Below are 25,799 nucleotides of genomic sequence, written 5' to 3'. Positions count from 1 at the left end.
CTTCCTGCCCCGGCGACCGGCAAAGCCCGTGGGCAGCCGGCGCAGGCAGTCCCCGAACCGAAAGAGGTATTGACCCAATGAGCGAACAGATCAAACACATCAGCGACGCATCGTTCGAGCAGGACGTCGTCAAGTCCGACAAGCCGGTCCTGCTGGACTTCTGGGCCGAGTGGTGCGGTCCGTGCAAGATGATCGCCCCGATCCTCGACGAAGTCGCGAAGGACTACGGCGACAAGCTGCAGATCGCGAAGATCAACGTCGACGACAACCAGGCGACGCCCGCGAAGTTCGGCGTGCGCGGCATCCCGACGCTGATCCTCTTCAAGAACGGCGCGGTCGCCGCGCAGAAGGTCGGCGCGCTGTCGAAGTCGCAACTCACCGCGTTCCTGGACAGCCATCTCTAAATCGATGCGCCGTCGCGCACGTGTTGTCAGCCGGCAACACGTGCGCCGCTAAATCCGCCGATCGGTCGCTCAAGCCTGAATCGGCCTATGCTAGAATCAAAAACGTCGATAAGACGCATATAAGTCTCTGAGCGCTTCCGCTCGCCCTCCTCCCTATATCTTTCGTCGCATCTCCTCCCTGGCGGGATCTCCGTATGCATTTATCCGAGCTCAAGTCTCTGCACGTCTCCGAATTGATCGAAATGGCCAACGGCCTGGAGATCGAAAACGCGAACCGCCTGCGCAAGCAGGAGCTGATGTTCGCCATTCTCAAAAAGCGCGCCAAGACGGGAGAAACGATCTTCGGCGACGGCACGCTCGAAGTGCTGCCGGACGGCTTCGGCTTCCTGCGCTCGCCGGAAATGTCGTACCTCGCGAGCACCGACGACATCTACATCAGCCCGTCGCAGATCCGCCGCTTCAACCTGCACACCGGCGACACGATCGAAGGCGAAGTTCGCACGCCGAAGGACGGCGAGCGCTACTTCGCGCTGGTGAAGGTCGACAAAGTCAACGGGCAGCCGCCCGAGGCCTCGAAACACAAGATCATGTTCGAGAACCTCACGCCGCTGCACCCGAACAAGCCGCTGTGGCTCGAGCGCGAAATGCGCGGCGAGGAAAACGTCACGGGCCGCATCATCGACATGATCGCGCCGATCGGCAAGGGCCAGCGCGGCCTGCTCGTCGCGTCGCCGAAGTCGGGCAAGACCGTGATGCTCCAGCACATCGCGCATGCGATCAAGCAGAACCACCCGGACGTGATCCTGTTCGTGCTGCTGATCGACGAGCGCCCCGAGGAAGTGACGGAAATGCAGCGCTCGGTCGCGGGCGAAGTGATCGCATCGACGTTCGACGAACCGGCCACGCGCCACGTGCAGGTCGCCGAAATGGTGATCGAAAAGGCCAAGCGCCTCGTCGAGATGAAGCACGACGTCGTGATCCTGCTCGACTCGATCACGCGTCTCGCGCGTGCGTACAACACCGTGATCCCCGCATCGGGCAAGGTGCTGACGGGCGGTGTCGACGCGAACGCGCTGCAGCGTCCGAAGCGCTTCTTCGGCGCGGCGCGCAACATCGAGGAAGGCGGGTCGCTCACGATCATCGGCACCGCGCTGATCGAAACCGGCAGCCGCATGGACGACGTGATCTACGAAGAGTTCAAGGGCACCGGCAACATGGAAGTGCACCTCGAGCGCCGTCTCGCGGAAAAGCGCGTGTATCCGTCGATCAACCTGAACAAGTCGGGCACGCGCCGCGAGGAAATGCTGATCAAGCCCGAGATCCTGCAGAAGATCTGGGTGCTGCGCAAATTCATCCACGACATGGACGAAGTCGAGGCGATGGAATTCCTGCTCGACAAGATCCGCCAGACGAAGAGCAACTCCGAGTTCTTCGACCTGATGCGCCGCGGCGGCTGACGCACGCACGCCGCCACGAAAAACCGCCCGCTCGCCGGGCGTTTTTTTTATCGCCAAACTTGTACGTGAACGTACACGTTGATCTATAATCGCGGACATCGATCCTTCGCCATCCGGAGAGTTCCGCGCCATGAGCGACGCCCCATCCACCCTGCTGCTGACCGTACGCGACGCCGCCGAGCGGCTCGGCGTCACGCCGCGCACGCTCAAGTACTACGAGGAGCGCGGGCTCGTCACGCCGTCGCGCAGCGAAGGCCGCTATCGGCTGTACGACGCGGCGGATCTCGAGCGCTTCGAGCGCATCCTGCGGCTGCGCGCGCTCGGATTCTCGCTGCACGGCATCACCGAGATGCTGAAGCGCCCGCTCGAGCCGACGGGCGACGGACGGCGGCGCTATTCGGACGCGTCGCTGCGCGACATCCACGCGGATCTGTCGCAGCAGATCGCGACGCTCGATGCGCGCATCGCCGCCGCGCAGCGCGAATTGAAGGAAGTGCGCGCGCTGAAGAAGGAACTGCAGCACGACATCCACTACGTCGAGCGCCGGCTCGCCGGCGAAAACCCCGACGAGCTGATCGCCCAACGCCGCGCCGCCGCGCGCGGCCGCACGCCGGGCCCGCGCAAAACGGGCGGGCCCGACGCATGAACGCGGCGCGGGGCCGGCCGCCGCTCTGGAGCGTCGCGAACCTGCGCGGCGATTTCTTTCCATGGGTGCTCGCGATCGTCACCGGCCTCGACTACTTCGACAACGCGGCGTTCTCGTTCTTCGCGAGCTACATCGCGGGCGGGATCAACGCTTCGCCGGACGAACTCGTGTGGGCGTCGAGCGCGTACGCGGTGACGGCCGTGCTCGGCATCCTGCAACAGCAATGGTGGGTCGACCGCCTCGGGCACCGCCGCTACGTCGCCGGCTGCATGCTGATGTTCTCGCTCGGCGCGGCGGCCGCGGCGCTTGCGGACACATCGCTGCAACTCGCCTTCGCGCGCGGCTTCCAAGGCTATTTCATCGGCCCGATGATGGGCGCGTGCCGAATCCTGATCCAGGTCAGCTTCTCGCCGAAGGACCGCCCGCCCGCGACGCGCGCGTTCCTCATCATGCTGCTGCTCGGCAGCGCGCTCGCGCCGATCGCGGGCGGCCTCCTCGTCGCGCATTTCACGTGGCGCGCCCTTTTCGCGAGCACGGTGCCGACGGGCATCCTGTTCGCCGCGCTCGCGCTCGTCGCGCTGCCCGATTCGGGCCACACGCCGCCCGAGGAGCGCGGCAGCGCCCACTTCTGGCCGTACGTGATCTTCGCGCTCGCGCAGGGCGCGCTGCAAATCGTGATGCAGCAGGTACGCTTCGAGCTCTTCGCGGGCTCGCCGCAGCTCGTGCTGCTCACCGTCGGCGGCCTCGCGGCGCTCGCGTGGTTCGGCCATCACCAGTGGCATCATCCGGCGCCGCTCGTGCGGCTGCACGCGTTTCGCGAGCGCACGTTCCAGGTCGGCCTCCTGCTCTACATGTTCTATTACTACGAGACGACGGGCTACAGCTATCTGATCTCGCGCTTTCTCGAAACCGGGCTCGGCTATCCGGTCGAGAACGCGGGGCGGCTCGTCGGCACGATGTCGCTCATCTCGGCGAGCGCGCTCTTCGTCTATCTGCGCTACGCGAAGCTTCTCACGCACAAGAAGTGGATCATCGTGCCCGGCTTCGCGATGGCCGCGTTCGCCGCGCTGTGGATGACGCGGATGGCGCCCGACATCGGCGAAGCGGCGCTCGTCGTGCCGCTCCTGATGCGCGGGCTGCTGCTCCTTTTCATCGTGCTGCCCGTCGCGAACCTGACGTTCCGCGTGTTCGCGATCGAAGAGTACTCGCACGGCTACCGGCTGAAGAACATCGTGCGGCAACTGACGATCTCGTTCGCGACCGCGTCGGTCATCATCGTCGAGCAGCATCGGCTCGCCGTGCACCAGACGCGGCTCGTCGAGCAGGCGAACGTCTACAACCCGCTGTTCCAGCAGACCTTCGACACGCTCGCGCGCGGCTTCGCGGCCGCGGGCCACGCGCTCTCCGAGGCGCACGCGCTCGCGCTCGTCACCGTGAGCCGGACGATCTCCCAACAGGCGTCGTTCCTGGCGTCGCTCGACGGCTTCTATTTCCTCGCGGGCGTCGCGATCTGCGGCGGCATCTTCGCCGCCTGGCAAAAAGAGATCGATTGAGGTACGTTTAGCGCCTGTCGCTTCACGCCCTCTTCTCCCCGATGCTCGCCAAACTCACCCAGTGGCTCGACGCGCGCCGCCGCGACCGCGCACTGCGCTCGCACCCGATTCCCGACGCGCTGTGGCGCGAGACGCTCGAGCGCCTGCCGTTCCTGTCTTACCTGTCCGGCGAAGACCTGGCGCGGCTGCGCGAAACGGCGAGCCTCTTTCTCGCGCAAAAGTCGTTTTCGACCGCGCACGGGCTCGAGCTCACCGACGCGATCGTCGCTGGCGTCGCCGTGCAGGCGTGCGTGCCCGTGCTGAACCTCGGGCTCGACCTGTATCGCGGCTGGGTCGGCATCGTCGTCTATCCGGGCGAATTCGTGATCCGCAAGACGGTCGAGGACGAGGACGGCGTCGTACACGAAGTCGAGCACGACGCGAGCGGCGAAGCGTGGGAAGGCGGGCCGGTGATCCTGTCGTGGGAGGACGTGCAGATGTCGGACGGCTCGGACGCGTACAACGTCGTGATCCACGAATTCGCGCACAAGATCGACATGATGAGCGGCCCGGCCGACGGCCACCCCCCCCTTTTTCGCCGCTGGCACGCGCCGGACCTCGACGCCGAACGCTGGGCCGACGTGTTCGACCACGCGTACGACCAGTTCTGCGATCGCGTCGACGCGGTGCCGGAGCGCGCGTGGGCGCGTTTCGAGCGCGATTCGCTGATCGATCCCTATGCGGCCGATCACCCGTCGGAATTCTTCGCGGTCTGCAGCGAGGCGCTCTTCGTCAAGCCGCGCGCGTTCGAGTCCGAATTTCCGGAGCTGTACCGGCTGCTCGCCCGCTATTACCGCCAGGACCCCGCGAAAACGGGCTGCCTCGCGCAGCCCGCCGCGCACGCCTGACGAAAAATTCGCCAAGCTTCTGATTTTCTGGCATAATCGCGAGCTTTCGACCTTAGGCAAGTGGCTCGCGCCGGGCTTTCGCACCGCGCAGCGCCGACCGGCGTCGATTCACGGCGCGCCCTGCACGCATGCCCGGCTGTCCGGACACGAAGCGAGGCGCGCCGCGATGCGCAAGCGGCGGGCTGGCTACCGCTCTTACACAGGAAAAACCATGAAACAAGGCATTCACCCGGATTACCGCGAAGTCGTCTTCCAAGACATGTCGAACGGCTTCAAGTTCATCACGCGCTCGACGATCCAGACGCGCGAAACCGTCGAGCTCGACGGCAAGACCTACCCGCTCGCGAAGATCGAAGTGTCGTCGGAATCGCACTCGTTCTACACCGGCCAGCAGAAGATCATGGATACGGCGGGCCGCGTCGAGAAGTTCAAGAACAAGTTCGGCGCACGCGCCAGCGGCAAGGCTGCGAAGTAAGTCTCGCGCCCCGATCGGCACCGGCCTCGCGCCGGTCCGGTTCCGCAAAAAAGGCAGCCCAGGCTGCCTTTTTTTGTCCCCGCTCATCCCGCGCCGACGCCGAGCGCCGCGCGGGCCGTCCGGTTCGCTGACGCGCGCCGTCCAGCGCGTCTACAATGCCGGATGCTCGAAATGGCCCGCCGCTCGCGCGTCGGGCATGCCGCCCATCCTCTGCCGCCCATCTGCATGAAGCCTGTCGTTCGCCTTACCGCTTCCGCCACCCGCGCGCTGCCGCGCTGGCTGCTGCTCACGCTCTGCATCGTCTATGCGGCGTTCGGGCTGTTCGGCCGCGATCCGTGGAAGAACGAAGACGCGGCGGGCTTCGGCGTGATGTGGACGATGGCGCAAGGCGGCCTGCATGACTGGCTGCTGCCGAACCTCGTCGGCAAGTTCATCACGTCGGACGGGCCCCTCGGCTATTGGCTCGGCAGCCTCGCGATCCGCGCGCTGCCGTGGGTCGACGCGAGCAACGCGTCGCGGGTCTACGCGGGCGTGCTGTTCTGCGTCGCGTCCGCGTTCGTCTGGTACGCCGCATACCTGCTCGGCCGGCGCGCCGAAATCCAGCCGTTCAAGTACGCGTTCGGCGGCGAGCCCGAGCCGCGCGACTACGGGCGCACGCTCGCCGACGGCGCGCTCCTCGTCCTGCTCGCGTGCTTCGGCCTCGCCGAGCGCGGCCACGAAACGACGCCGCAGCTCGCGCAATTCGCGTGGATCGCAATGCTCGTCTACGGGCTCGTGCGCGCGATCGACAAGCCGGTGCAAGGCGCGCTCTGGTGGGGCCTCGCGCTCGGTCTCGTCGCGCTGTCGGGCAATCCGGTGCTCGTCGCCGCGCTCGCGGTCGGCACGCTCGCGCTCTATCTCGTCACGCCCGAAATCCGCTGCGCGCAGTTGCCCGCGATCGGGCTGCCGCTCGCCGTCGCCGTGTTCGCGATCTGGCCGCTCGCCGCGCACGTCGCGCTCCCCGACGACGCGGCCTGGTTCTTCAACCAATGGCTGCACGGCAGCCTGATGCGCTTCTCCGGCCCGCCGACGACGGTGCTCGCGTACGCGGCCAAGAACCTGCCGCTCTTCACGTGGCCCGCGTGGCCGCTCGCGATCTGGGCGTGGGTCAGCTGGGCGGGCCTGCGCCGCCGGCCGCACATCGCGATTCCGCTGTCGGTCGTCGCGCCGCTCGTCGCGCTCGTGATCCTGCAGAGCCAGCAGACGAACCGGATGTACATGCTGCTGCTGCCGCCGCTCGCCGTCGTCGCGACGTTCGCGCTGCCGACGCTCAAGCGCGGCGCGATCAACGCGATCGACTGGTTCGCGGTGCTGAGCTTCACGATCCTCGGCACGTTCGTGTGGCTCGTGTGGCTCGCGTCGCTGACGGGCTTCCCGCATCCGCTCGCGCGCAACCTCGGCCGCCTCGTGCCGGGCTACGAGCCGCACTTCAAGGTGCTGTCGTTCGTCTGCGCGGTCGCCGCGACCGCATGCTGGCTGATGCTCGTGCGCTGGCGCATCTCGCGTCAGCCGAAGGTGCTGTGGCGCAGCGTCGTGCTGTCGAGCGCCGGCACGACGCTGATGTGGGTGCTGCTGATGACGCTGTGGCTGCCGATCGTCAACTACAGCCGGACCTATCGCGACGTCGCGCAGCAGATCGCCGCGCACCTGCCGCCCGACTACGAATGCATCTCGCCCGTGCGCCTTGGCGACGCGCAGATCGCGACGTTCGCCTACTTCGGCGACATGCACTTCTCGTTCACCGACGACTGCGACGTGATCCTGCGGCAGGACCGCGCGGACTTCGGCGAGCCGAGCTCGATGTCGCAGTACGTGTGGCGCCTCGTGTGGGAAGGCCGCCGCGCCGCCGACCGCGACGAGCGCTTCCGACTGTACGAACGGATCGAGCGCCCGAAGACGCCCGTCAAGCGCCGCCCGCCGCCCAAGGCCCGCTGACCGATGTTCGGCGACGTTCGCAAAATCGCCGGCCTCGCGTGGCCGGTGCTCGTCGGCCAGCTCGCGATCGTCGCGTTCGGCGTGATCGACACCGCGATGGTCGGCCGATTCTCCGCGCTCGATCTCGCCGCGCTTGGGCTCGGCATGTCGATCTATCTGTCCGTGTTCATCGCGCTGACGGGCATCCTGTCCGCGCTGCAGCCGATCGCCGGGCAGTTGTACGGCGCGCGGCGCTACGCGGAGATCGGCGAAGAAGTGCGTCAGGCGATATGGCTCGCGGTGCTGCTCGCGATCCCCGGCTTCCTGCTGCTGCATTTCCCGCATCCGCTGCTGCGGATCGCGCACGCGCCCGCCGAACTCACCGAGCGCACGGTCGCGTATCTGCGCATCCTGTCGTTCGGGCTGCCCGCGAGCCTGCTCTTTCGGATCTACAGCGCGCTGACGAACGCGGCGGGCAAGCCGCGGCTCGCGATGATCCTGCAGCTCGGCGCGCTCGCAATCAAAGTGCCGCTCAACATCTGGTTCATTTTCGGCGGCCTCGGCGTGCCCGCGCTCGGCGGCCCCGGCTGCGGGCTCGCGAGCACGCTGATCAACTGGGCGCTCGCGATCGTCGGCTTCACGCTGCTCGCGAGGCTCGACGTGTTCGAGCCGCTCGCGATCTTCGCGCGCTTCACGCGGCCCGTCTGGCGGCGGCAGAAAGCGCTCCTCACACTCGGCGTGCCGATGGGGCTCTCGTATCTGATCGAGGTCACGTCGTACACGTTCATGGCGCTCTTCATCGCGCAGTTCGGCACGACGACGCTCGCCGGCCATCAGATCGCCGGCAACATCGGCGCCGTGCTCTACATGACGCCGCTGTCGATCGGCGTCGCTTCGTCGACGCTCGTCGCGCGCGCGCTCGGCGCGAAGCGGCTCGACGAAGCGCGCTCGCTCGGCCGGCACGGGATCGCGCTCGCCTGCGCGGTTGCATGCGTGTACGGGATCGTCGTGTTCGCGCTGCGGCCGCTCATCGTGTCGGGCTACACGCCGAATCCGGCCGTCGCCGCGGCGGCGATGCCGCTCGTCGCGATCGTCACGTTCTATCACTTCTTCGACGCGCTGCAGATCACGACCGCGTTCGTGCTGCGCGCGCACAAAGTCGCCGTCGCGCCGACCGCGATCTACGCGATCGCGCTGTGGGGCGTCGGGCTCGGCGGCGGCTATCTGCTCGGCTTCGACGTCGGCGGCGTCGTGCCCGCGTCGCTCACCGGCGCGCGCGGCTTCTGGATCGCCAACACCGCGAGTCTGATCCTCGCGGGCGGCGGGCTCGCGCTCTATCTGAGGCGGATCGGGCAACGGGAGGCAAGCGGTGCGTAGCGGGGAGCGGTCGATGTCGACTGCGTCGTGTTTTATGCCTTTTTCGCTCGGGTTGCCGCTTTCCGCGCGTTCGGCGTCGCGCGTGCCGACACGCGTGCGCCAATGCTCACGCGTGGCGCCACGGCAGCGCGGGCGTTCCCGTCACTCGGCCAAGCCGGGCGCAAACCCGCCCGCGTGATGAACGTGCCCGCCGCCGCGTAGCTTCGCATTGCAGACGGAATGGCGACGGCGCGGCACCTTGATCGATCACGCGCGCGTCGACGCCGTACGCACGCCGATTGCGCAACCGCCGCATCGCGCGGCTCGCCGTCGCCGTCGCCGTCGCCGTCACGCTCGCCGAGCCCGACCATCCGAGCCGACGTCGTCACGAACGGCGACCGCCCGCGCCCGCCGCCGCGAGCAGCTCGCGCCAGGCGCGAGAATCGGTCCGAAATCGACCCGAAATCGGCCCGATCGCGCGCGCTTGCGGCATCTCGCGCGCGACGCCCTACCCCGCACATTGCGAAGCGCCGCGTCGGCGCGCCGCATCACATGTCGGCGCGCCGACCGCCGACGCCGCGCTCACGCATGCGCGTGCGCGGCATCGCGCCGCTCGAACACCTCGCGCGCGGCGAACAGCGCGTTGAGCGCGGCGGGAAAGCCCGCGTACACGGCCATCTGCATGAACACTTCGACGATCTCCTCGCGCGTGCACCCGACGTTCAGCGCCGCCTCGACATGCACCTTCAACTGCGGCTGCGCGTGGCCGAGCGTGGCGAGCGAGGCGATCGTCGCGATTTCGCGCGACTTCAGATCGAGCTGCGGCCGGCTGTAGATGTCGCCGAAGCCGAACTCGACGAGCAGCCGCCCGAAGTCGGGCGCGATCGGCGCGAGCGACGCGACCACGCGCTCGCCGACTTCGCCGTCGATTTCCTTCAGCTTGTTCCAGCCGCGCGTATAGCGGTCTTCCGCGATTCGAGATTCCATCGTTCGTCCTTATCCGGTTGAGATTGATTCGCCTGTCGATTCGCGTCGCGCTCGGCCCGCTCGTAATACGCGATCTTGTCGACGATCGCGTCAAGGTTCGTCTGCAGCGCGTCGATCTGCGCGCGCACCGCGTCGCGATGCGCGACGAGAAGCGCGCGCCGCTCGCCGATCGTCGCATCGCCTTGCGCGCGCAGCTCGGCGAACGCCTGCATTCCGGCGATCGGCATTCCGGTCGCCTTCAGGCGCATCACGAAGCGCAGCCAGTCGAGGTCGGCGGGCGCGTACAGCCGGTGTCCCGACTGCGTGCGCGAAATCGACCGCAGCAGGCCCGCCTGCTCGTAATAGCGCAGCGTGTGCGTCGACACGCCGACGAGCGCGGCCACCTGGCCGATCGTCAACGCGCGCGGGGACGTTTGCTTCGGTGCGTTCGACATGACGTTCTCGAGGTTAGGACTTAGAGTGCACTCTAAGTCAAGCGCCGCGCGATGGCCAGCGGCCGCGCGGCCGATGCCAACTCGGTGGCTTGGTGGATCGGTGGATCGGTGGATCGGTGGATCGGTGGATCGGTGGATCGGTGGATCGGTGGCTCGGTGGCTCGGTGGCTTGGTGGCTTGGCGGCTCGGCGGCTCGGCGATTCGGCGATTCGGCGATTCGGCGATTCGGCGATTCGGCGATTCGGCGATTCGGCGGTTCGGCGGTTCGGCGGTTCGGCAGCTCGGCAGCTCGGCGATTCGGCGGTTCGGCGGTTCGGCAGCTCGAAAACGTGGTCACTCATCGCCCCTTCGTCCCGCCCCTCGCCTTGCGCCCCGATTTCCGTCAAAGATGGTCAAAACCCGCCCGCATGCGCGGCCGCAGCCTTTACAGTGTCGCCGGCGATGCGCAACATTGCGCCGCTGCCTTAAAAAGGGCACGCATTTGTCCTATGCTTGAACGCGACGCCCGGTCCGTGCCGCACGCCGACGTTCGTTCCGACAGCCATTCATCCGTTCCATCAAAAGGGAGCCCCCGTCATGCTGAAGAAGCTGCTGATGCTGGTCGTCGCACTGTCGCTTTCGCTGACCGCCGCGTTCGCCGCCGCGGTCGAAGTCAACACCGCCGATCAGGCGGCGCTCGAATCGGTGAAGGGCCTCGGCCCGGTGAAGTCGAAGGCGATCATCGACGAGCGCGCGAAGAACGGCCCGTTCAAGAGCGCCGACGATCTCGCGAACCGCGTGAAGGGCCTCGGCGCGAAGTCGGTCGCCAACCTCGAGGCGGCGGGCCTGACGATCGGCGGCTCGTCGACGCCGCCGACGGGCGCGAAGGCGAAGACGAGCACGGTGAAGCCGGCCGCAGCCGCGACGAGCGCCGCGCCGGCTCCGTCCACGACGACGAGCGCCGCGCCCGCGCCGGCCGCGACGACGCCCGCCCCCGCCGCGACCACGCCGTCGACGGCGGCGAGCGCGCCGGCCGCGAAGAAGACCCGCGCGTCGAAGAAGAAGGACAAGGCCGCTGCCGCGGCGAGCGATGCGACGGCGGGCGCGAGCGCGCCGGCCGCCGCGTCGACGACGAAGGCGAAGGGCTCGAAGAAGAGCAAGAAGAACAAGGCGGCGACGCCGGCGTCCGCGGCATCGGGCGCATAAGTCGGCGCCGCGCGTCGCGCGGCGTCTTCGCTCCACCGGCGCCGTTCGCGGCGCCGCCTCAACCTAGCAGGTGAATCATGGGTCTACTCGACATCGTTGGCGGTCTGATCGGCGGCCAAGGCGGCAATCAGAACGCACTCGTCAGCGCCGCGCTGGAGTTCATCAACAACCAGCCGGGCGGCCTGAACGGCCTCATCGAAAAGTTCAACGCGGGCGGCGCGGGCAACATCATCGGCTCGTGGATCGGCAACGGCGAAAACCAGCCGATCTCGCCCGAGACGCTGCAGAACGTGCTCGGCTCGGATGCGGTCGGCGCGATCGCGCAGAAGGTCGGCATCGATCCGCAGCAAGCGTCCGGCATCCTCGCGCAGGTGCTGCCGCACGTCGTCAACGGCGCGACGCCGAACGGCGAAGTGCCGGCGAACGGCCAGCTCGACACGTCGAACGTGCTCGGCACGCTGTCGCAGCTCGCGGGCCTGTTCGGCAACAAGCAGGCGTAAGCGCCGAAGCACCGCATCGCGCGCGCGGCGGACCGCCCGCGCGATGCATTCGGCCGAGGCGGCCGCCGGAAACCGGCACGAACGCGCCGCCGATAAAAAACACCCCGCTTGCGCGGGGTGTTTTCTTGGGCGAGCCGAACAGCGGCGAGCCGATCCAAGCGCCGGCACGCCGGGCCGCCGGGCCAAGACGCGGCGATCAATGCACGACGCGCTCGAACACGAACTTGCCGTCGTGCACGTCGACCGGAATCACGTCCTTCGGACCGAAACGGCCCGCGAGGATGAGCTTCGCAACCGGGTTCTCGATCTCCTGCTGGATCGCGCGCTTGAGCGGCCGCGCGCCGAACAGCGGATCGTAGCCGACCTTGCCGATCTGCTCGAGCGCCGCATCCGACACGTCGAGCGCCATGTCGAGCTTCGCGAGCCGGTCGTGCAGCCGCGCGAGCTGGATCTTCGCGATCGACTGGATATTGCTGCGGTCGAGCGCATGGAACACGACGACGTCGTCGATCCGGTTCAGGAACTCGGGGCGGAAATGCTGCTTGACCTCGCTCCACACCGCGTCCTTGATCTCTTCCTGCGACGAGCCCGACATCGACTGGATCAGCTGCGAGCCGAGGTTCGACGTCATCACGATCACCGTGTTCTTGAAGTCGACGGTGCGCCCCTGCCCGTCCGTCATCCGGCCGTCGTCGAGCACCTGCAGCAGCACGTTGAACACGTCCGGATGCGCCTTCTCGATCTCGTCGAGCAGGATCACGCTGTACGGCTTGCGGCGCACCGCCTCGGTCAGATAGCCGCCTTCCTCGTAACCGACGTAGCCGGGCGGCGCGCCGATCAGCCGAGCGACGCTGTGCTTCTCCATGAACTCGCTCATGTCGATGCGGATCAGATGCTCCTCGGTATCGAACAGGAAGCCGGCGAGCGCCTTGCACAGCTCGGTCTTGCCGACGCCCGTCGGGCCGAGGAACAGGAACGAGCCGTACGGACGGTTCGGATCGGCGAGGCCCGCGCGCGAGCGCCGGATCGCGTCGGCAACCGCGTCGATCGCCTCGTTCTGGCCGACCACGCGCTCGTGCAGCTTCTCCTCGATGTGCAAGAGCTTCTCGCGCTCGCCCTGCATCATCCGCGACACGGGAATGCCCGTCGCGCGCGACACGACTTCGGCGATTTCCTCCGCGCCGACCTGCGTGCGCAACAGGCGCGGGCGTGTCGGATTGTGCTGCTCGGTTTCCTCCGCCTGCGTGACCTGCTTGAGGCGCGCCTCGAGCTGCGGCAGCTTGCCGTACTGGAGCTCGGCGACCTTCTCGAGCTTGCCATCGCGCTGCAGCCGAGTGATGTCGGCGCGCACCTTGTCGATCTCTTCCTTCAACTGCGCGCTGCCCTGCACGGCCGCTTTCTCGGCCGTCCAGATCTCCTCGAGATCCGCGTACTCGCGCCCGAGCCGCTCGATCTCCTCTTCGATCAGCTGCAAACGCTTCTGCGACGCTTCGTCCTGCTCCTTCTTCACCGCTTCGCGCTCGATCTTCAGCTGGATCAGACGACGGTCGAGCTTGTCCATTTCTTCGGGCTTCGAATCGATTTCCATCTTGATCTTCGACGCGGCCTCGTCGATCAGGTCGATCGCCTTGTCGGGCAAGAAGCGGTCGGTGATGTAGCGATGCGACAGCTCCGCCGCCGCGACGATCGCAGGATCGGTGATCTCGACGCCGTGGTGCAGCTCGTACTTCTCCTGCAGGCCGCGCAGGATCGCGATCGTCGCCTCGACGCTCGGCTCGTCGACGAGCACCTTCTGGAAGCGGCGCTCGAGCGCGGCGTCCTTCTCGATGTACTTGCGATATTCGTCGAGCGTCGTCGCGCCGATGCAGTGCAGCTCGCCGCGCGACAGCGCCGGCTTCAGCATGTTGCCCGCGTCCATCGCGCCTTCGGCCTTGCCCGCGCCGACCATCGTGTGGATCTCGTCGATGAACACGATCGTGCGGCCCTCGTCCTTCGCGATGTCGTTGAGCACGGCCTTCAGGCGCTCCTCGAACTCGCCGCGGTACTTCGCGCCGGCGAGCAGCGCCGCCATGTCGAGCGACAGCACGCGCTTGTTCTTCAGCGTCTCGGGCACCTCGCCGTTGACGATGCGCTGCGCGAGCCCCTCGACGATCGCGGTCTTGCCGACGCCCGGCTCGCCGATCAGCACCGGGTTGTTCTTCGTGCGGCGCTGCAGGATCTGGATCGAGCGGCGAATCTCGTCGTCGCGGCCGATCACGGGATCGAGCTTGCCCGAACGCGCGCGCTCGGTCAGGTCGACCGTGTATTTCTTCAGCGCCTCGCGCTGGCTTTCCGCGTCCGCGCTGTGCACTTGCGAGCCGCCGCGCACCCCGGCGATCGCGGATTCGAGCGCGCGGCGCGTGAGCCCATGCTGGCGCGCGAGACGGCCCGCGTCGCCCTTGTCGTCGGCGACGGCGAGCAGGAACATCTCGCTCGCGATGAACGTGTCGTTGAGCTTCTGCGCTTCCTTGTCCGCCTGGTTCAACAGGCCCGCGAGCTCGCGCCCGACCTGGATGTCGCCGCCCGTGCCCGTCACTTGCGGCAGGCGCGAGATCGCTTCGCTGAGCGCGCCTTGCAGCGCCTGGATGTGCACGCCCGCGCGCGACAGCAGCGAGCGTGCGGAGCCGTCCTGCTGCGCGATCAGCGCGGCGAGCACGTGAACGGGTTCGATGTATTGGTTGTCACGCCCGGCGGCAAGACTTTGCGCGTCCGCGAGCGCCTCTTGGAATTTGGTGGTGAGCTTGTCGATTCTCATGAATGAGACCTCCAATATGCGAATGGCAACCAGATGAGGATGGTTATCCGCCTTTCAAGCCGGCTTTTCATTGAGGCACAGCAAAGGCTCGCGTCACGCATGCGCGTGGCGGCACTGGAGGACGGGCGCGGCGAATGGAGCAGCCGCGCACGCGAAAGAAGCGTCGGGAAAGCGCCCCTGCAGGGGGGCGTCGTGCGGGGGCCACCGTCAGCCGACGGCGGTCGCGCTCGCGCGAGCCTCGGCCGCGGGCACGATCCGCACCGGCGTCAGGCCGAGCAGCATCGCGAGCTGCGACGCCGGCTGCGACAGCTCGCCGATCGTGTGCTTGTCGAGCTCCGCGAAGAATGCGTCGCGGGCGGCCACGAACACGCCCTTCAGTCGGCACGCCGACTGGATCACGCAGCTGCGGTGCGATTCGGACTCGTCCGCGAAGCAGCCGACGAGCGCGAAATCGTTTTCGGTCTTGCGCACGACCTCGCCGACCGTGAGCGCGGCGGACTGGGCGTTCAAGCGCAAGCCGCCGTTGCGGCCGCGTACCGTTTCGATCCAACCGAGCTCGCCGAGCTGCTGCACCACTTTCATCAAATGGTTCTTGGAGATGCCGTAGGCATCCGAGATCTCTTGGATCGTCGACAAGCCCTCGCCTCGGACTGCGAGGAACAACATGACGCGCAAAGAGTAGTCGGTGTAATCGGTTAGTCTCATTACGAAATGGATGTTGTGTCAGTGCGACCGGCGCTCGCGCAGGCATCGCGCGTCTGCCATTGCCGATCAGACGGCCGCGTCATAAGATGCGTTCCGTCAGCACTTTTATTGAGAGGGTGGCCGTTTATTATTGTGCGACAAAATCGCACCCGCGTGCTGCCGTATTGCCCGGCCCTTTTTTTGATGACCCAAGCTTCCACCGCCTCGCCCGCCGCCGCGACGCCCGTTCGCGACGCCGAACCGACCCCGGAAAACATCCGCGCGCTCGTCGACGCGTTCTACGAGCGCGTGCGCGACGACGCGCTCCTCGGCCCCGTGTTCGAGAGCAGGCTCGCCGGCCGCTGGGACGAGCACCTGCCGAAAATGGGCGAATTCTGGTCGAGCCTCGTGATCGGAACGAAAAGCTACCGCGGCAACGTGCAAGCCGCGCACCAGCCGCTCGACGGCCTCGAACCCGCTCATTTCAGCCGCTGGCTCGCGCTTTTCCTGAAGACCGTCGAGGCGCGCTACGAGCCCGCCGCGGCCGTGCGCTTCATGGAGCCCGCGCTGCGGATCGCGCAGAGCCTGCAATTGAGCCGCTTCGGCTGGGATTACCGGATTCCTGCCGAGCAGCAGGCGATTCTCGACCTGATCGCGCCGAAGCGGCCGGGCAACGACGACGCGCATGCGCAGCGGCCGCGCGGCGAGCCGTTTCCGGCGAAGATCATCGGCCGAACGACGCGCGACGACGCGTGAGCGCGTGCCGGCAGCACGGCCCCGGCCGCGCCTGAAAGCGCCGCGCGGCACGCCGAACAACAACCGTGAAAATTCGTCGAGTGCGGACGTTTGGATATCGAAATCGACGCAATCGCGAATAATCTGTTTTAAACGCCCGTGACGTACGGCATCTCGCCGATGAAAATTGGCGATCGACCATTCTCGTTCGCCGAGCCGCCCCGAACCGGGCGCTGGAAAACGCGCGCTCCGGATCGCCGCGCCCGACATCGCGTGCGGCTGCCGCCGAAGTCGCTCCCGACGACGCCGCGCCTACGTCGACCGCTTCGCGTTCCCCGATTCGACGCCCCAGCGCGCGAGCGCCGCATCGTCGGCGCTGCGCGCATCGACCCAGCGCTCGCCCGCGGGCGTCGCCTCCTTCTTCCAGAACGGCGCCTGCGTCTTCAGGTAGTCCATCACGAACTCGCACGACTGGAACGCGTCGCCGCGATGCGCACAGGCGGTCGCGACGAATACGATCTGATCGAGCGGTTGAAGCCTGCCGACCCGGTGGACGATCGCGACGTCGATGCCGGGCCAGCGCGCGATCGCGTCGTCGGCGATCGCCGCGAGCGCCTTCTCGGTCATCCCCGGATAGTGCTCGAGCTCGAGCGTGTCGACCGGATCGCCGTCGTTCAGGTCGCGCACCGTGCCGACGAAGCACGCGACCGCGCCCACCTTCGGATTACGCGCGCGCAGCGCCGCGATTTCCGCGCTGACGTCGAAGTCGTCCGTCTGCACCCGTACCGTCGCCATCGCCGCCTCCTCAGCCGCCCGTGACGGGCGGAAAGAACGCGACCTCGCAGCCGTCGGTGATCCGTGTGCCGGCATCCGTCATCGTGTGGTTGCACGCCATGCGCAGCGCGCGGCCCTCGGCGAGCGTCTGCGCCCATGCGCCGCCGCGCGTGCGTAGCCAGGCGCGCACGTCGCCCACCGTCGCGACGCCGTCAGGCACCGTCACCGTCTCGCTCGCAACGCCGAGCGCTTCGCGCACGCTCGCAAAAAATTTCAGTTCGATCTTCATCGTCACTACGCCGCCCGGCTTCAGCCGAGCATTTCGGAAAAAGGAATGAAACGCACCGTCTCGCCCGCGCTGATCGCGTGATTCGGCGGATTGTCGATCAAGCCGTCGCCCCACACCGTCGACGTCAGCACGGCCGAGCTCTGGTTCGGGAACAGGTCGAGGCCGCCCGCCGCGTTCACGCGCGCGCGCAGGAATTCGTTGCGGCGGTCGGCCTTGTTCTGCGTGAAATCGGCGCGCAGCGACACCGCGCGCGGCGCGACCTGCGTCGCGCCCGCGACGCGCAGCAGGAACGGCCGCACGAACAGCAGGAACGTGACGAAGCTCGACACCGGGTTGCCAGGCAGGCCGATGAAATACGCTTCGTCGCCGCTCGCGCCGCTTGCATCGATTGCTCCGCTCGCGTCGTTCGCGTCGTTCGTGCCGCTCGCCGCCGCGCCGCCGCCGGCGCGATGTCGCCGGATCGCGCCGAACGCGAGCGGCTTGCCCGGCTTCATCGCGATCTGCCACAGCGCGAGCCGCCCCTCCGCCTCGACCGCGGGCTTCACGTGATCCTCGTCGCCCACGGACACGCCGCCGCTCGTCACGATCACGTCGTGCCCGCGCGCCGCTTCGCGCAGCGCCGCGCGCGTCGCGTCGAGCCGGTCCGGCACGATGCCGTAGTCGGTCACGTCGCAGCCGAGCCGCTCGAGGAGCCCGCGCAGCGTGAAGCGGTTCGAGTTGTAGATCGCGCCCGGCTTGAGCGGCTCGCCCGGCATCGTCAGCTCGTCGCCCGTGAAGAACACCGCGACCTTCACGCGGCGCGTGACCGCGAGCGACGCGCAACCGACCGACGCGGCAAGCCCCATCGCCTGCGGCGTCATCCGCGCGCCGGCGGGCAGGATCACCGAGCCGCGACGGATGTCCGCGCCCCGCGCGGTGACCCATTCGCCCGCAGTCGGCGTGTGCAGGATGTCGACCTGATCGCCCGCGGCCTCCGTCTGCTCCTGCATCACGACCGCGTCGGCGCCCGCCGGCACGGACGCGCCCGTGAAAATGCGCGCCGCCGTGCCCGGCGCGAGCGGCTCGGCCGGATGGCCCGCGGGGATGCGCTGCGACACGGCGAGCCGCCGCTCGCCGCGCGTCAAATCGGCGATGCGCACCGCGTAGCCGTCCATCGCGCTCGTGTTCATCGGCGGCACGTCGAGCGGCGACACGACGTCGGCCGCGAGCACGCGGTTGAGCGCATCGAGCGTCGCGACGGTCTCGGTTCCGGCGAGCGGACGCGCGGCCGCGAGAAGCGTCGCGAGCGCGTCGGCCGTGGACAGCATCGGCGCGCGCGGCGTCTGGGTGTTGGGCTGGGACATCGTCGATTGAAATATTGACCGGATGGCGACATTGTAGCGACGCCTCCGCGTGAATGTGGGCGCGCGATCGCAGCGATTCGATCGCGCGCAGCGAATCGCGCGCGGCTCGCCGGCCAGATCTTCGGAAACGGCGGGCGCGTGGAGTGGATAGCGCGGCGATCCGGTTGTCGCGCGATTACCGGGCAATGGCCGGTGCAATGGCCGGTGCGATCGCCCGTACGATCTTGCCGGCGCGAACGGCGAGGTCCGTCGCTCGTCGCCATCGCCCCTCCGCCTAATCGGCACGCCGTGCGGTGCGCGCCAGCGATGAGCGCCCGAAAAGGAAACAGCCCGACCGGGGTAATCCGGTCGGGCTGTTTCGGTCAGGCTGATCATGTCGCCCAAGCCGCAACGCAATGTCATCCGACATTGATCCGACGAATGTTGATCCGACGAATGCGTGTCGCGGTCTTGACGGCATGCGCCCAATGCCGATCGACCGGCTTCCGGCAAATGCCGTGCAGCGCAGCGTCGCGCGTCACGGCGTCGCGCCCGCAACCGTTGCGACGCGCATCCGGCTCGCCGCGCGCGCGCCGCCCGCATCGCGGCATCGCGGCCGGGCCGACGTGCGGCACCGCACCTCGCCCGGCGAGCGACGCCGGCATCGCACGAGCCGCGCGCCGCCGTGCCCGCAACCGCTAACGTTGCCCGAACGTCACGCGCCCGTGTGCGCGGCGATGAAGTCCTTCACCTGCTGCGCGTTCGCATCGACGACCTCGAAGCGCTGCGGCAGCGCCTCGAGCCCGTCGAACGCGGCCGGGCGCGACGGCTCCTGCCCGAGCGCCTCGCGAATCGTCTCGCCGAACTTGATCGGCTGCGCGGTCTCGAGCACGACCATCGGCACGCCCGGCTGCAGGTGCTCGCGCGCGACCTTCAGGCCGTCGGCCGTGTGCGTGTCGATCGTCGTGCCGTAGCGCTCGAACACGTCGCGGATCGTCGCGATCCGGTCCGCGTGCGTACTGCGGCCCGACACGAAGCCGAACTCCGCGACGCGCGCGAAATCGCCGCTCGCGACAAGATCGAAGCCGCCCTTTTGCTCGACGTCGCGAAACAGCTGAACGACGCGCGCCGGATCGCGGCCGAGCAGGTCGAACACGAAGCGCTCGAAGTTCGACGCCTTCGAGATGTCCATGCTCGGGCTGCTCGTGTGATACGTGTCCTGAGCGCTGCGCACGCGGTACGCGCCGGTGCGGAAGAACTCGTCGAGCACGTCGTTCTCGTTGGTCGCGACGACGAGCTTCTCGATCGGCAGCCCCATCATCCGCGCGATATGGCCCGCGCAGACGTTGCCGAAGTTGCCGGACGGCACCGTGAACGACACGCGCTCGTCGTTGGACTTCGTCGCCGCGAAGTAGCCCTTGAAGTAGTAGACGACCTGCGCGACGACGCGCGCCCAGTTGATCGAATTGACCGTGCCGATCTTGTGCCGCGCCTTGAACGCGTGATCGTTCGACACGGCCTTCACGATGTCCTGGCAGTCGTCGAACACGCCCTTCACCGCGAGGTTGAGGATGTTCGGGTCCTGCAGGCTGTACATCTGCGCGGTCTGGAACGCGCTCATCTTCCGGTGCGGCGACAGCATGAACACGCGCACGCCCGCTTTGCCGCGCATCGCGTATTCGGCCGCGCTGCCCGTGTCGCCCGACGTCGCGCCGAGGATATTGAGCGTCTCGCCGTGCCTGGCGAGCGTGTACTCGAACAGGTTGCCGAGCAACTGCATCGCCATGTCCTTGAACGCGAGCGTCGGGCCGTTCGACAGCTCGAGCAGCGCGAGCGGCGTGCCGTTCTCGGTGCCGAGCGTCGTGAGCGGCGTGATGTCGGCTGCGTTCTCGCCGTGGCGCGTGTGGCGGTAGACGTCGGCCGTGTACGTGCGGCGCGCGAGCGCGCGCAGATCGTCGGCGGGGATGTCGTCGCAGAATTTCGACAGGATCTCGAACGCGAGATCCGCATACGGCAGCGCGCGCCAGCGCGCGAGCTCGTCCGCGCTCACCCGCGGGTATTCGCTCGGCAGATAGAGCCCGCCGTCCTTCGCGAGGCCGCCGAGCAGGATGTCGGAGAACGTGTGGCGCTCGCCGATCCCGGCGCCGCGCGTGGAGATGTAATTCATGTCGTCCTCAGTTGAGCGCTTCCATGCGCAGCTTCGTCACCTTCGAGACGACCGTCGCGAGCGATTCGATGCGGGCGATCGCCGCGTTGACGTTCTTCTCGATCGTCTCGTGCGTGATCAGGATGATGTCGGTTTCGCCGTTCGCGTCGTCGACCTGCTCCGACTCCTTCTGCAAGAGCGCATCGATCGAGATGCCCGAATCGGCGAGGATGCGCGTGATGTCCGCGAGCACGCCCATCTGGTCGGCGACGCGCAGGCGCAGGTAGTAGCCGCTCGTCACTTCCTCGATCGGCAGGATCGGCGTGTTCGACAGGCTGTCCGGCTGGAACGCGAGATGCGGCACGCGATGCTCGGGGTCGGCCGTGTGCAGGCGCGTGACGTCGACGAGATCGGCGACGACGGCCGACGCCGTCGGCTCCGCGCCCGCGCCCTTGCCGTAGTAGAGCGTCGTGCCGACCGCGTCGCCGTGCACGACGACCGCGTTCATCGCGCCCTCGACGTTCGCGAGCAGGCGCTTCTCGGGAATCAGCGTCGGGTGCACGCGCAGCTCGATGCCGCGCTCGGTGCGGCGCGTGATGCCGAGCAGCTTGATCCGGTAGCCGAGCTCCTCGGCGTACTTGATATCGGTCGCGGCGAGCTTGCTGATCCCTTCGACGTACGCGCGGTCGAACTGCACCGGCACGCCGAACGCGATCGCGCTCATGATCGTCGCCTTGTGCGCGGCGTCGACGCCTTCGATGTCGAAGGTCGGATCGGCCTCCGCGTAGCCGAGCTCCTGCGCGGCCTTCAGCGCGGTCGCGAAATCGAGGCCGCGGTCGCGCATCTCCGACAGGATGTAGTTCGTCGTGCCGTTGATGATGCCGGCGATGTACTGGATGCGGTTCGCGGTCAGGCCCTCGCGCAGCGCCTTGATGATCGGGATGCCGCCCGCGACGGCCGCCTCGAACGCGACCATCACGCCCTTCTCGCGCGCGGCCTCGAAGATTTCGGTGCCGTGCACCGCGAGAAGCGCCTTGTTGGCCGTCACGACGTGCTTGCCGTTCGCGATCGCGCGCAGCACGAGCTCGCGCGCGAGGCCCGTGCCGCCGATCATCTCGGCGACGATCGCGATCGACGGATCGTCGACGACCGCGTTGAAATCATCGCCGATCGACACGCCGTTCGCGTCGCCGTCGAGCGCGGCGAGCGCCTTCGCGGGATTGCGCACCGCGACGCGCGCGATCTCGATGCCGCGCCCGGCGCGCCGCTTGATTTCCTCCTGGTTGCGGCGCAGCACCTTGAAGGTGCCGCCGCCCACCGTGCCGAAGCCCAACAGGCCTACTTTGATCGGTTCCATGCTGCGTGTGATCTATTGAGTGAAAAGGGGGGGAGCGCCCGGTCAGACCGAGTGGCGCTTCCGATAACCATCGAGGAAGCGCGCGATCCGCTCGATCGAATCGGTCAGATCGTCGATGTTCGGCAGGAACACGACGCGGAAGTGATCCGGCGTCGGCCAGTTGAAGCCCGTGCCCTGCACGAGCAGCACGCGTTCCTTCAGCAGCAGCTCGAGGATGAACTGCTGGTCGTTGTCGATCGGATAGAGCTTCGGATCGAGGCGCGGAAACATGTAGAGCGCCGCCTCCGGCTTCACGCACGACACGCCCGGGATCGACGTCAGCATGTCGTACGCGAGCTCGCGCTGCTTGTAGAGGCGCCCGCTCGGCACGATCAGCTCGTTGATGCTCTGATAGCCGCCGAGCGCGGTCTGGATCGCGTACTGGCCGGGCACGTTCGCGCACAGGCGCATCGACGACAGGATGCCGAGCCCTTCGAGATAGTCGTTCGCGCGGCGGCGGTTCTCGGCCGTGAGGCCCGCGACCGACATCCAGCCCGCGCGATAGCCGCACGACCGGTAGCTCTTCGAGAGGCTGTTGAACGTGACCGTGATCACGTCCTCGGCGAGCGACGCGAGCGCCGTGTGCGACTTGCCGTCGTAGACGATCTTGTCGTAGACCTCGTCGGCGAAGATGATGAGCCCGTGCTCGCGCGCGATCGCGATCAGCTCGAGCAGCAACTCGTCCGAATAGAGCGCGCCCGTCGGGTTGTTCGGGTTGATCACGACGAGCGCCTTCGTGTTCGGCGTGATCTTGCGGCGAATGTCGTCGGGATCGGGCATCCAGCGGTTCGACTCGTCGCAGACGTAGTGCACGGGCGTGCCGCCCGACAAGCTCACGGCGGCCGTCCACAGCGGATAATCGGGCGCGGGCAGCAGCACCTCGTCGCCGTCGTTCAGGAGCGCCTGCGTCGCCATCACGATCAGCTCGGACGCGCCGTTGCCGATGTAGATGTCGTCGAGCCCGACGCCCTTCACGCCCTTTTGCTGCGTGTAGTGCATGACCGCCTTGCGCGCGGCGAACACGCCCTTCGAGTCCGAATAGCCGGACGACGTCGGCAGGTTGCGGATCATGTCCTGGATGATCTCGTCCGGCGCGTCGAAGCCGAACGGGGCCAGATTGCCGATGTTCAGCTTGATGATGCGATGCCCCTCGTCCTCAAGGCGCTTCGCGTGCTCGAGGACGGGGCCGCGGATGTCGTAGCAGACGTTGAGCAGCTTGTTCGACTTTTGAATCGGTTTCACGGCGGACACGTTCCTGGGTAATGCCTGCGGGCCTGGGGGGCGGGGATCAAAACTGGAGAGCGGCCGGTAGCGCGCTGTCTAGGAATGGCTTGATGCGGCTGCCGGGCGCGGCTTGTGGCGGCGCGCGACATAATCGCCGCCCGGCGGCGGCTAAAAAGTTATAATTTAGCGGATTTTGGCCGACTTTCGCAATGCACCAACCCGGCCGCGGCCCCCGCGCGACAACGTCCGCCACGGCGGCCGCGCGCATCGCGGCAGACGGCCCGCCCCGTTCGGGGCCGGATCGCAGCGTCCGCGCAGCGTTTGTTCCGGCCCTTTTCGACACCGCGGAAGACCGATTTGAAATTACACCAGGACCCGAGCAACGCGCTCAACACCGTCACCGGCTATGGCCCCGATTACGTCGACATCAATCTGCAGCGCCACGAAACGAGCGTGATCGTGCTGCCGGGCGCGCCCGTCATCGAATGGCCCGTCGCGTCGTTCGACGCGCTCACGCCGGAGCTGTTCGCGGTGCTGCTCGAGCCGCAGCCCGAAGTCGTGATCTTCGGCAGCGGCGCGAAGCTGCGCTTCCCGCACCCGCGCCTGACCGCGCAGCTCACCGCGCAGCGGATCGGGGTCGAAACGATGGATTTCCAGGCCGCCTGCCGCACGTACAACATCCTGATGGCCGAAGGCCGGAAGGTTGCCGCGGCGCTGCTGATCGAACGTTAAGCGAGCGTTAAGCCGCATCGCGCTAAAACTTCCGGCGGCGCTTGGCCCCCCGCTTGCATCCGGTTTCGCGCCGCGCCCCGCCCGCCGCGGACGCTCAGCCGCAGTCCGCCCGATCGAATCTTACACACTCAATACGAAACCATGAACGATATGCCGACGAGGCTACCGCTCAATCGCGCCGCGCCCATGACGCTCAACCGCGCCGCGCTCCTCCTTCTCGTCGCGGCGCTCGCCGTGATCTGGTTCGCGCCGCTCGGCCTGCGCCATCTGATTCCGAGCGACGAAGGCCGCTATGCGGAAATGGCCCGCGAGATGTTCGCCACGGGCGACTGGATCACGCCGCGCTACAACGGCTACAAGTACTTCGAGAAGCCCCCGCTGCAAACGTGGCTCAACGCGCTCACGTTCGTGTGGTTCGGCGTCGGCGAATGGCAGGCGCGCTTCTACACGGCGCTCGCGAGCTTCGCCGGCGTGCTTTTCGTCGGCTTCACCGGCGCGCGCGTGTTCAACCCGCGCGCGGGCTTGTTCGCCGCGCTCGTGCTCGCGAGCTCGCCGTACTGGAACCTGATGGGCCACTTCAACGCGCTCGACATGGGGCTGTCGCTGTGGATGACGGTCACGCTGTGCTCGCTCCTCCTCGCGCAGCGGCCCGGCATCGGCAAGCGCGCCGAGCGCGGCTGGATGTGGCTCTGCTGGGCGTCGATGGCGCTCGCCGTGCTGTCGAAGGGCTTGATCGGCCTGATCCTGCCGGGCGCCGCGCTCGTCCTCTATACGCTCGCCTCGCGCGACTGGGCGCTCTGGAAGCGCCTCTACATCGTGAGCGGCCTCGTCATCTTCTTCGCGGTCGCGACGCCGTGGTTCGTGCTCGTGCAGTCGCGCAACCCGGAATTCCTCAACTTCTTCTTCATCGTCCAGCAGTTCCGCCGCTACCTGACGCCCGAGCAGAACCGCCCCGGCCCGCTCTACTACTTCGTGCCGGTGCTCATCGTCGGCTTCCTGCCGTGGCTGTCCGTCAGCGTGCAGAGCGTGCGCCACGCGCTGCGCATCCCGCGCCAGCCGAACGGCTTCGCGCCGATGCTCGTGCTCTGCGTCTGGAGCGCGTTCATCTTTCTGTTCTTCAGCGCGTCGCATTCGAAGCTGATCTCGTACGTGCTGCCTGTGGCGCCCGCGCTCGCGCTGATGATCGGCACGTATCTGCCGCTCGTGTCGGGCGAGCGGTTCCGCCGCCATCTGTTCGGATATCTGGTGTTCCTCGTCGCCGCCGCGTTCGGCGCGCTCTTCCTCGCGCGTCTCGGCGACGCGCGCACGCCGAACGCGCAATACCTCGAGTTCCAGAAATGGGTGTACGCGGCGCTCGGCGTCGCGTTCACGCTCACGCTCGTCGCCGTGTGGCTGAACCGCCGCAGCCGTGCGGGCATCGCCGCGGCGGCCGTCGCGTTCGGCGCCGGCTGGCTGCTCCTCGGCACGATCGGCGGCACGGGCCACGACGCGTTCGGCCGCTACAGCTCGGGCGCGCTCCTCGCGCCCGCGATCCGCGCGGAGCTCGCGAAGCTGCCGCCCGACACGCCGTTCTATTCGGTCGAGGCGCTCGACCACACGCTGCCGTTCTACGTCGGCCACACGACGATCATGGTCGAGCGCAAGGACGAGCTGGCGTTCGGCATCTCGGTCGAACCGAACAAGTGGGTGCCGACCGTCGCCGAATGGGAGCAGCGTTGGCGCGCCGATCGCTACGCGCTCGCGCTGATGTCGCCCGAGCGCTACAGGCAACTGTCGGAGGCGGGCCTGCCGATGCGCGTCGTCGCGCGCGACAACCGGCGCGTCGTCGTCGAAAAGCCGCAACCCTGATCTCGAGGACGCGAATCG

General features: G+C 67.6%; 23 protein-coding genes. 13 read left to right on the top strand and 10 right to left on the bottom strand.

Annotated features, from left to right (window positions below; genetic code table 11):
- Positions 1–77 precede the first annotated feature (77 nt).
- From trxA to WS78_RS08715, 8 genes are all read left to right on the top strand, one after another.
- Entirely contained in the window at positions 78–404 is a 327-nt protein-coding gene (gene trxA, locus WS78_RS08760; protein WP_009890789.1) for a thioredoxin TrxA, read from the top strand.
- A gap of 194 nt (positions 405–598) precedes the next feature.
- Positions 599–1,861 carry a transcription termination factor Rho gene (gene rho, locus WS78_RS08750; protein ID WP_038749133.1) on the top strand — a complete coding sequence of 421 codons (1,263 nt, stop codon included), beginning with the start codon at positions 599–601 and terminating at the stop codon, positions 1,859–1,861.
- 130 nt (positions 1,862–1,991) lie between these two features.
- Positions 1,992–2,507 carry a MerR family transcriptional regulator gene (locus WS78_RS08745; protein ID WP_038749130.1) on the top strand — a complete coding sequence of 172 codons (516 nt, stop codon included), beginning with the start codon at positions 1,992–1,994 and terminating at the stop codon, positions 2,505–2,507.
- Positions 2,504–4,060, top strand: a complete 1,557-nt coding sequence (locus tag WS78_RS08740) for an MFS transporter (RefSeq protein ID WP_059580810.1) — start codon at positions 2,504–2,506, stop codon at positions 4,058–4,060. Before WS78_RS08745 ends, WS78_RS08740 begins: the two co-directional genes overlap by 4 nt.
- 41 nt (positions 4,061–4,101) lie before the next feature.
- Positions 4,102–4,947 carry a M90 family metallopeptidase gene (locus tag WS78_RS08735; protein WP_038749123.1) on the top strand — a complete coding sequence of 282 codons (846 nt, stop codon included), beginning with the start codon at positions 4,102–4,104 and terminating at the stop codon, positions 4,945–4,947.
- A 211-nt stretch (positions 4,948–5,158) separates the two neighbouring features.
- Positions 5,159–5,422 (top strand): type B 50S ribosomal protein L31, encoded by a 264-nt coding sequence (locus WS78_RS08730; protein ID WP_010103191.1) that lies wholly within the window; start codon positions 5,159–5,161, stop codon positions 5,420–5,422.
- Between the two features lie 225 nt (positions 5,423–5,647).
- Positions 5,648–7,396 carry an ArnT family glycosyltransferase gene (locus WS78_RS08720; RefSeq protein ID WP_038749253.1) on the top strand — a complete coding sequence of 583 codons (1,749 nt, stop codon included), beginning with the start codon at positions 5,648–5,650 and terminating at the stop codon, positions 7,394–7,396.
- Positions 7,397–7,399: 3 nt separating this feature from the next.
- Positions 7,400–8,752: an MATE family efflux transporter gene (locus tag WS78_RS08715; protein ID WP_059580807.1), complete on the top strand. Its 1,353-nt coding sequence runs from the start codon at positions 7,400–7,402 to the stop codon at positions 8,750–8,752.
- A gap of 561 nt (positions 8,753–9,313) precedes the next feature.
- Here the strand turns inward: WS78_RS08715 and WS78_RS08710 are convergent.
- Positions 9,314–9,718 (bottom strand): carboxymuconolactone decarboxylase family protein, encoded by a 405-nt coding sequence (locus WS78_RS08710; protein WP_038749115.1) that lies wholly within the window; start codon positions 9,716–9,718, stop codon positions 9,314–9,316.
- Complete coding sequence (locus WS78_RS08705) at positions 9,667–10,152, bottom strand: MerR family transcriptional regulator (RefSeq protein ID WP_038749112.1); 486 nt, start codon at positions 10,150–10,152, stop codon at positions 9,667–9,669. Before WS78_RS08705 ends, WS78_RS08710 begins: the two co-directional genes overlap by 52 nt.
- Before the next feature lie 576 nt (positions 10,153–10,728).
- Between WS78_RS08705 and WS78_RS08695 the strand changes: the two genes are divergently transcribed.
- Together WS78_RS08695 and WS78_RS08690 are read left to right on the top strand one after the other, a co-directional pair.
- Complete coding sequence (locus WS78_RS08695; RefSeq protein ID WP_059580805.1) at positions 10,729–11,337, top strand: ComEA family DNA-binding protein; 609 nt, start codon at positions 10,729–10,731, stop codon at positions 11,335–11,337.
- Positions 11,338–11,414: 77 nt separating this feature from the next.
- On the top strand, positions 11,415–11,837 hold the full coding sequence (locus tag WS78_RS08690; RefSeq protein ID WP_038744537.1) for a YidB family protein: 423 nt from the start codon (positions 11,415–11,417) through the stop codon (positions 11,835–11,837).
- Between the two features lie 196 nt (positions 11,838–12,033).
- Here WS78_RS08690 and clpB read toward each other — a convergent pair whose 3' ends face one another.
- Both clpB and WS78_RS08680 read right to left on the bottom strand, forming a co-directional pair.
- Entirely contained in the window at positions 12,034–14,631 is a 2,598-nt protein-coding gene (gene clpB, locus WS78_RS08685) for an ATP-dependent chaperone ClpB (protein WP_038744539.1), read from the bottom strand.
- A 207-nt stretch (positions 14,632–14,838) separates the two neighbouring features.
- Positions 14,839–15,336 carry an Rrf2 family transcriptional regulator gene (locus WS78_RS08680; RefSeq protein ID WP_038744541.1) on the bottom strand — a complete coding sequence of 166 codons (498 nt, stop codon included), beginning with the start codon at positions 15,334–15,336 and terminating at the stop codon, positions 14,839–14,841.
- Positions 15,337–15,519: 183 nt separating this feature from the next.
- Here WS78_RS08680 and WS78_RS08675 point away from each other — a divergent pair, with 183 nt between their 5' ends.
- Positions 15,520–16,071 (top strand): group III truncated hemoglobin, encoded by a 552-nt coding sequence (locus WS78_RS08675; protein ID WP_038744683.1) that lies wholly within the window; start codon positions 15,520–15,522, stop codon positions 16,069–16,071.
- 291 nt (positions 16,072–16,362) lie between these two features.
- Here WS78_RS08675 and moaE read toward each other — a convergent pair whose 3' ends face one another.
- The 6 genes from moaE to WS78_RS08640 form a co-directional block, all read right to left on the bottom strand.
- Positions 16,363–16,845 (bottom strand): molybdopterin synthase catalytic subunit MoaE, encoded by a 483-nt coding sequence (gene moaE / locus WS78_RS08670; RefSeq protein ID WP_059580802.1) that lies wholly within the window; start codon positions 16,843–16,845, stop codon positions 16,363–16,365.
- A 10-nt stretch (positions 16,846–16,855) separates the two neighbouring features.
- Positions 16,856–17,113 carry a molybdopterin converting factor subunit 1 gene (moaD, locus tag WS78_RS08665; protein WP_038744685.1) on the bottom strand — a complete coding sequence of 86 codons (258 nt, stop codon included), beginning with the start codon at positions 17,111–17,113 and terminating at the stop codon, positions 16,856–16,858.
- A 20-nt stretch (positions 17,114–17,133) separates the two neighbouring features.
- A complete protein-coding gene (locus WS78_RS08660; protein ID WP_059580902.1) occupies positions 17,134–18,420 on the bottom strand; it encodes a molybdopterin molybdotransferase MoeA in 1,287 nt (428 codons plus the stop codon).
- Between the two features lie 730 nt (positions 18,421–19,150).
- A complete protein-coding gene (gene thrC / locus WS78_RS08650) occupies positions 19,151–20,602 on the bottom strand; it encodes a threonine synthase (protein WP_059580797.1) in 1,452 nt (483 codons plus the stop codon).
- Between the two features lie 7 nt (positions 20,603–20,609).
- A complete protein-coding gene (locus tag WS78_RS08645) occupies positions 20,610–21,938 on the bottom strand; it encodes a homoserine dehydrogenase (protein WP_038744547.1) in 1,329 nt (442 codons plus the stop codon).
- A 42-nt stretch (positions 21,939–21,980) separates the two neighbouring features.
- Positions 21,981–23,219 (bottom strand): pyridoxal phosphate-dependent aminotransferase, encoded by a 1,239-nt coding sequence (locus WS78_RS08640; protein WP_038744687.1) that lies wholly within the window; start codon positions 23,217–23,219, stop codon positions 21,981–21,983.
- A gap of 339 nt (positions 23,220–23,558) precedes the next feature.
- Here WS78_RS08640 and WS78_RS08635 point away from each other — a divergent pair, with 339 nt between their 5' ends.
- On the top strand, positions 23,559–23,933 hold the full coding sequence (locus tag WS78_RS08635; protein ID WP_038744548.1) for an Mth938-like domain-containing protein: 375 nt from the start codon (positions 23,559–23,561) through the stop codon (positions 23,931–23,933).
- 141 nt (positions 23,934–24,074) lie between these two features.
- Entirely contained in the window at positions 24,075–25,781 is a 1,707-nt protein-coding gene (locus tag WS78_RS08630) for a glycosyltransferase family 39 protein (protein WP_059580795.1), read from the top strand.
- Positions 25,782–25,799 lie beyond the last annotated feature (18 nt).

It is taken from the genome of Burkholderia savannae, from assembly GCF_001524445.2.
GTDB lineage: Bacteria > Pseudomonadota > Gammaproteobacteria > Burkholderiales > Burkholderiaceae > Burkholderia > Burkholderia savannae.
The sequence above is the reverse complement of the archived record's forward strand: the minus strand, read 5'-3'. Positions and strand labels throughout refer to the sequence as shown.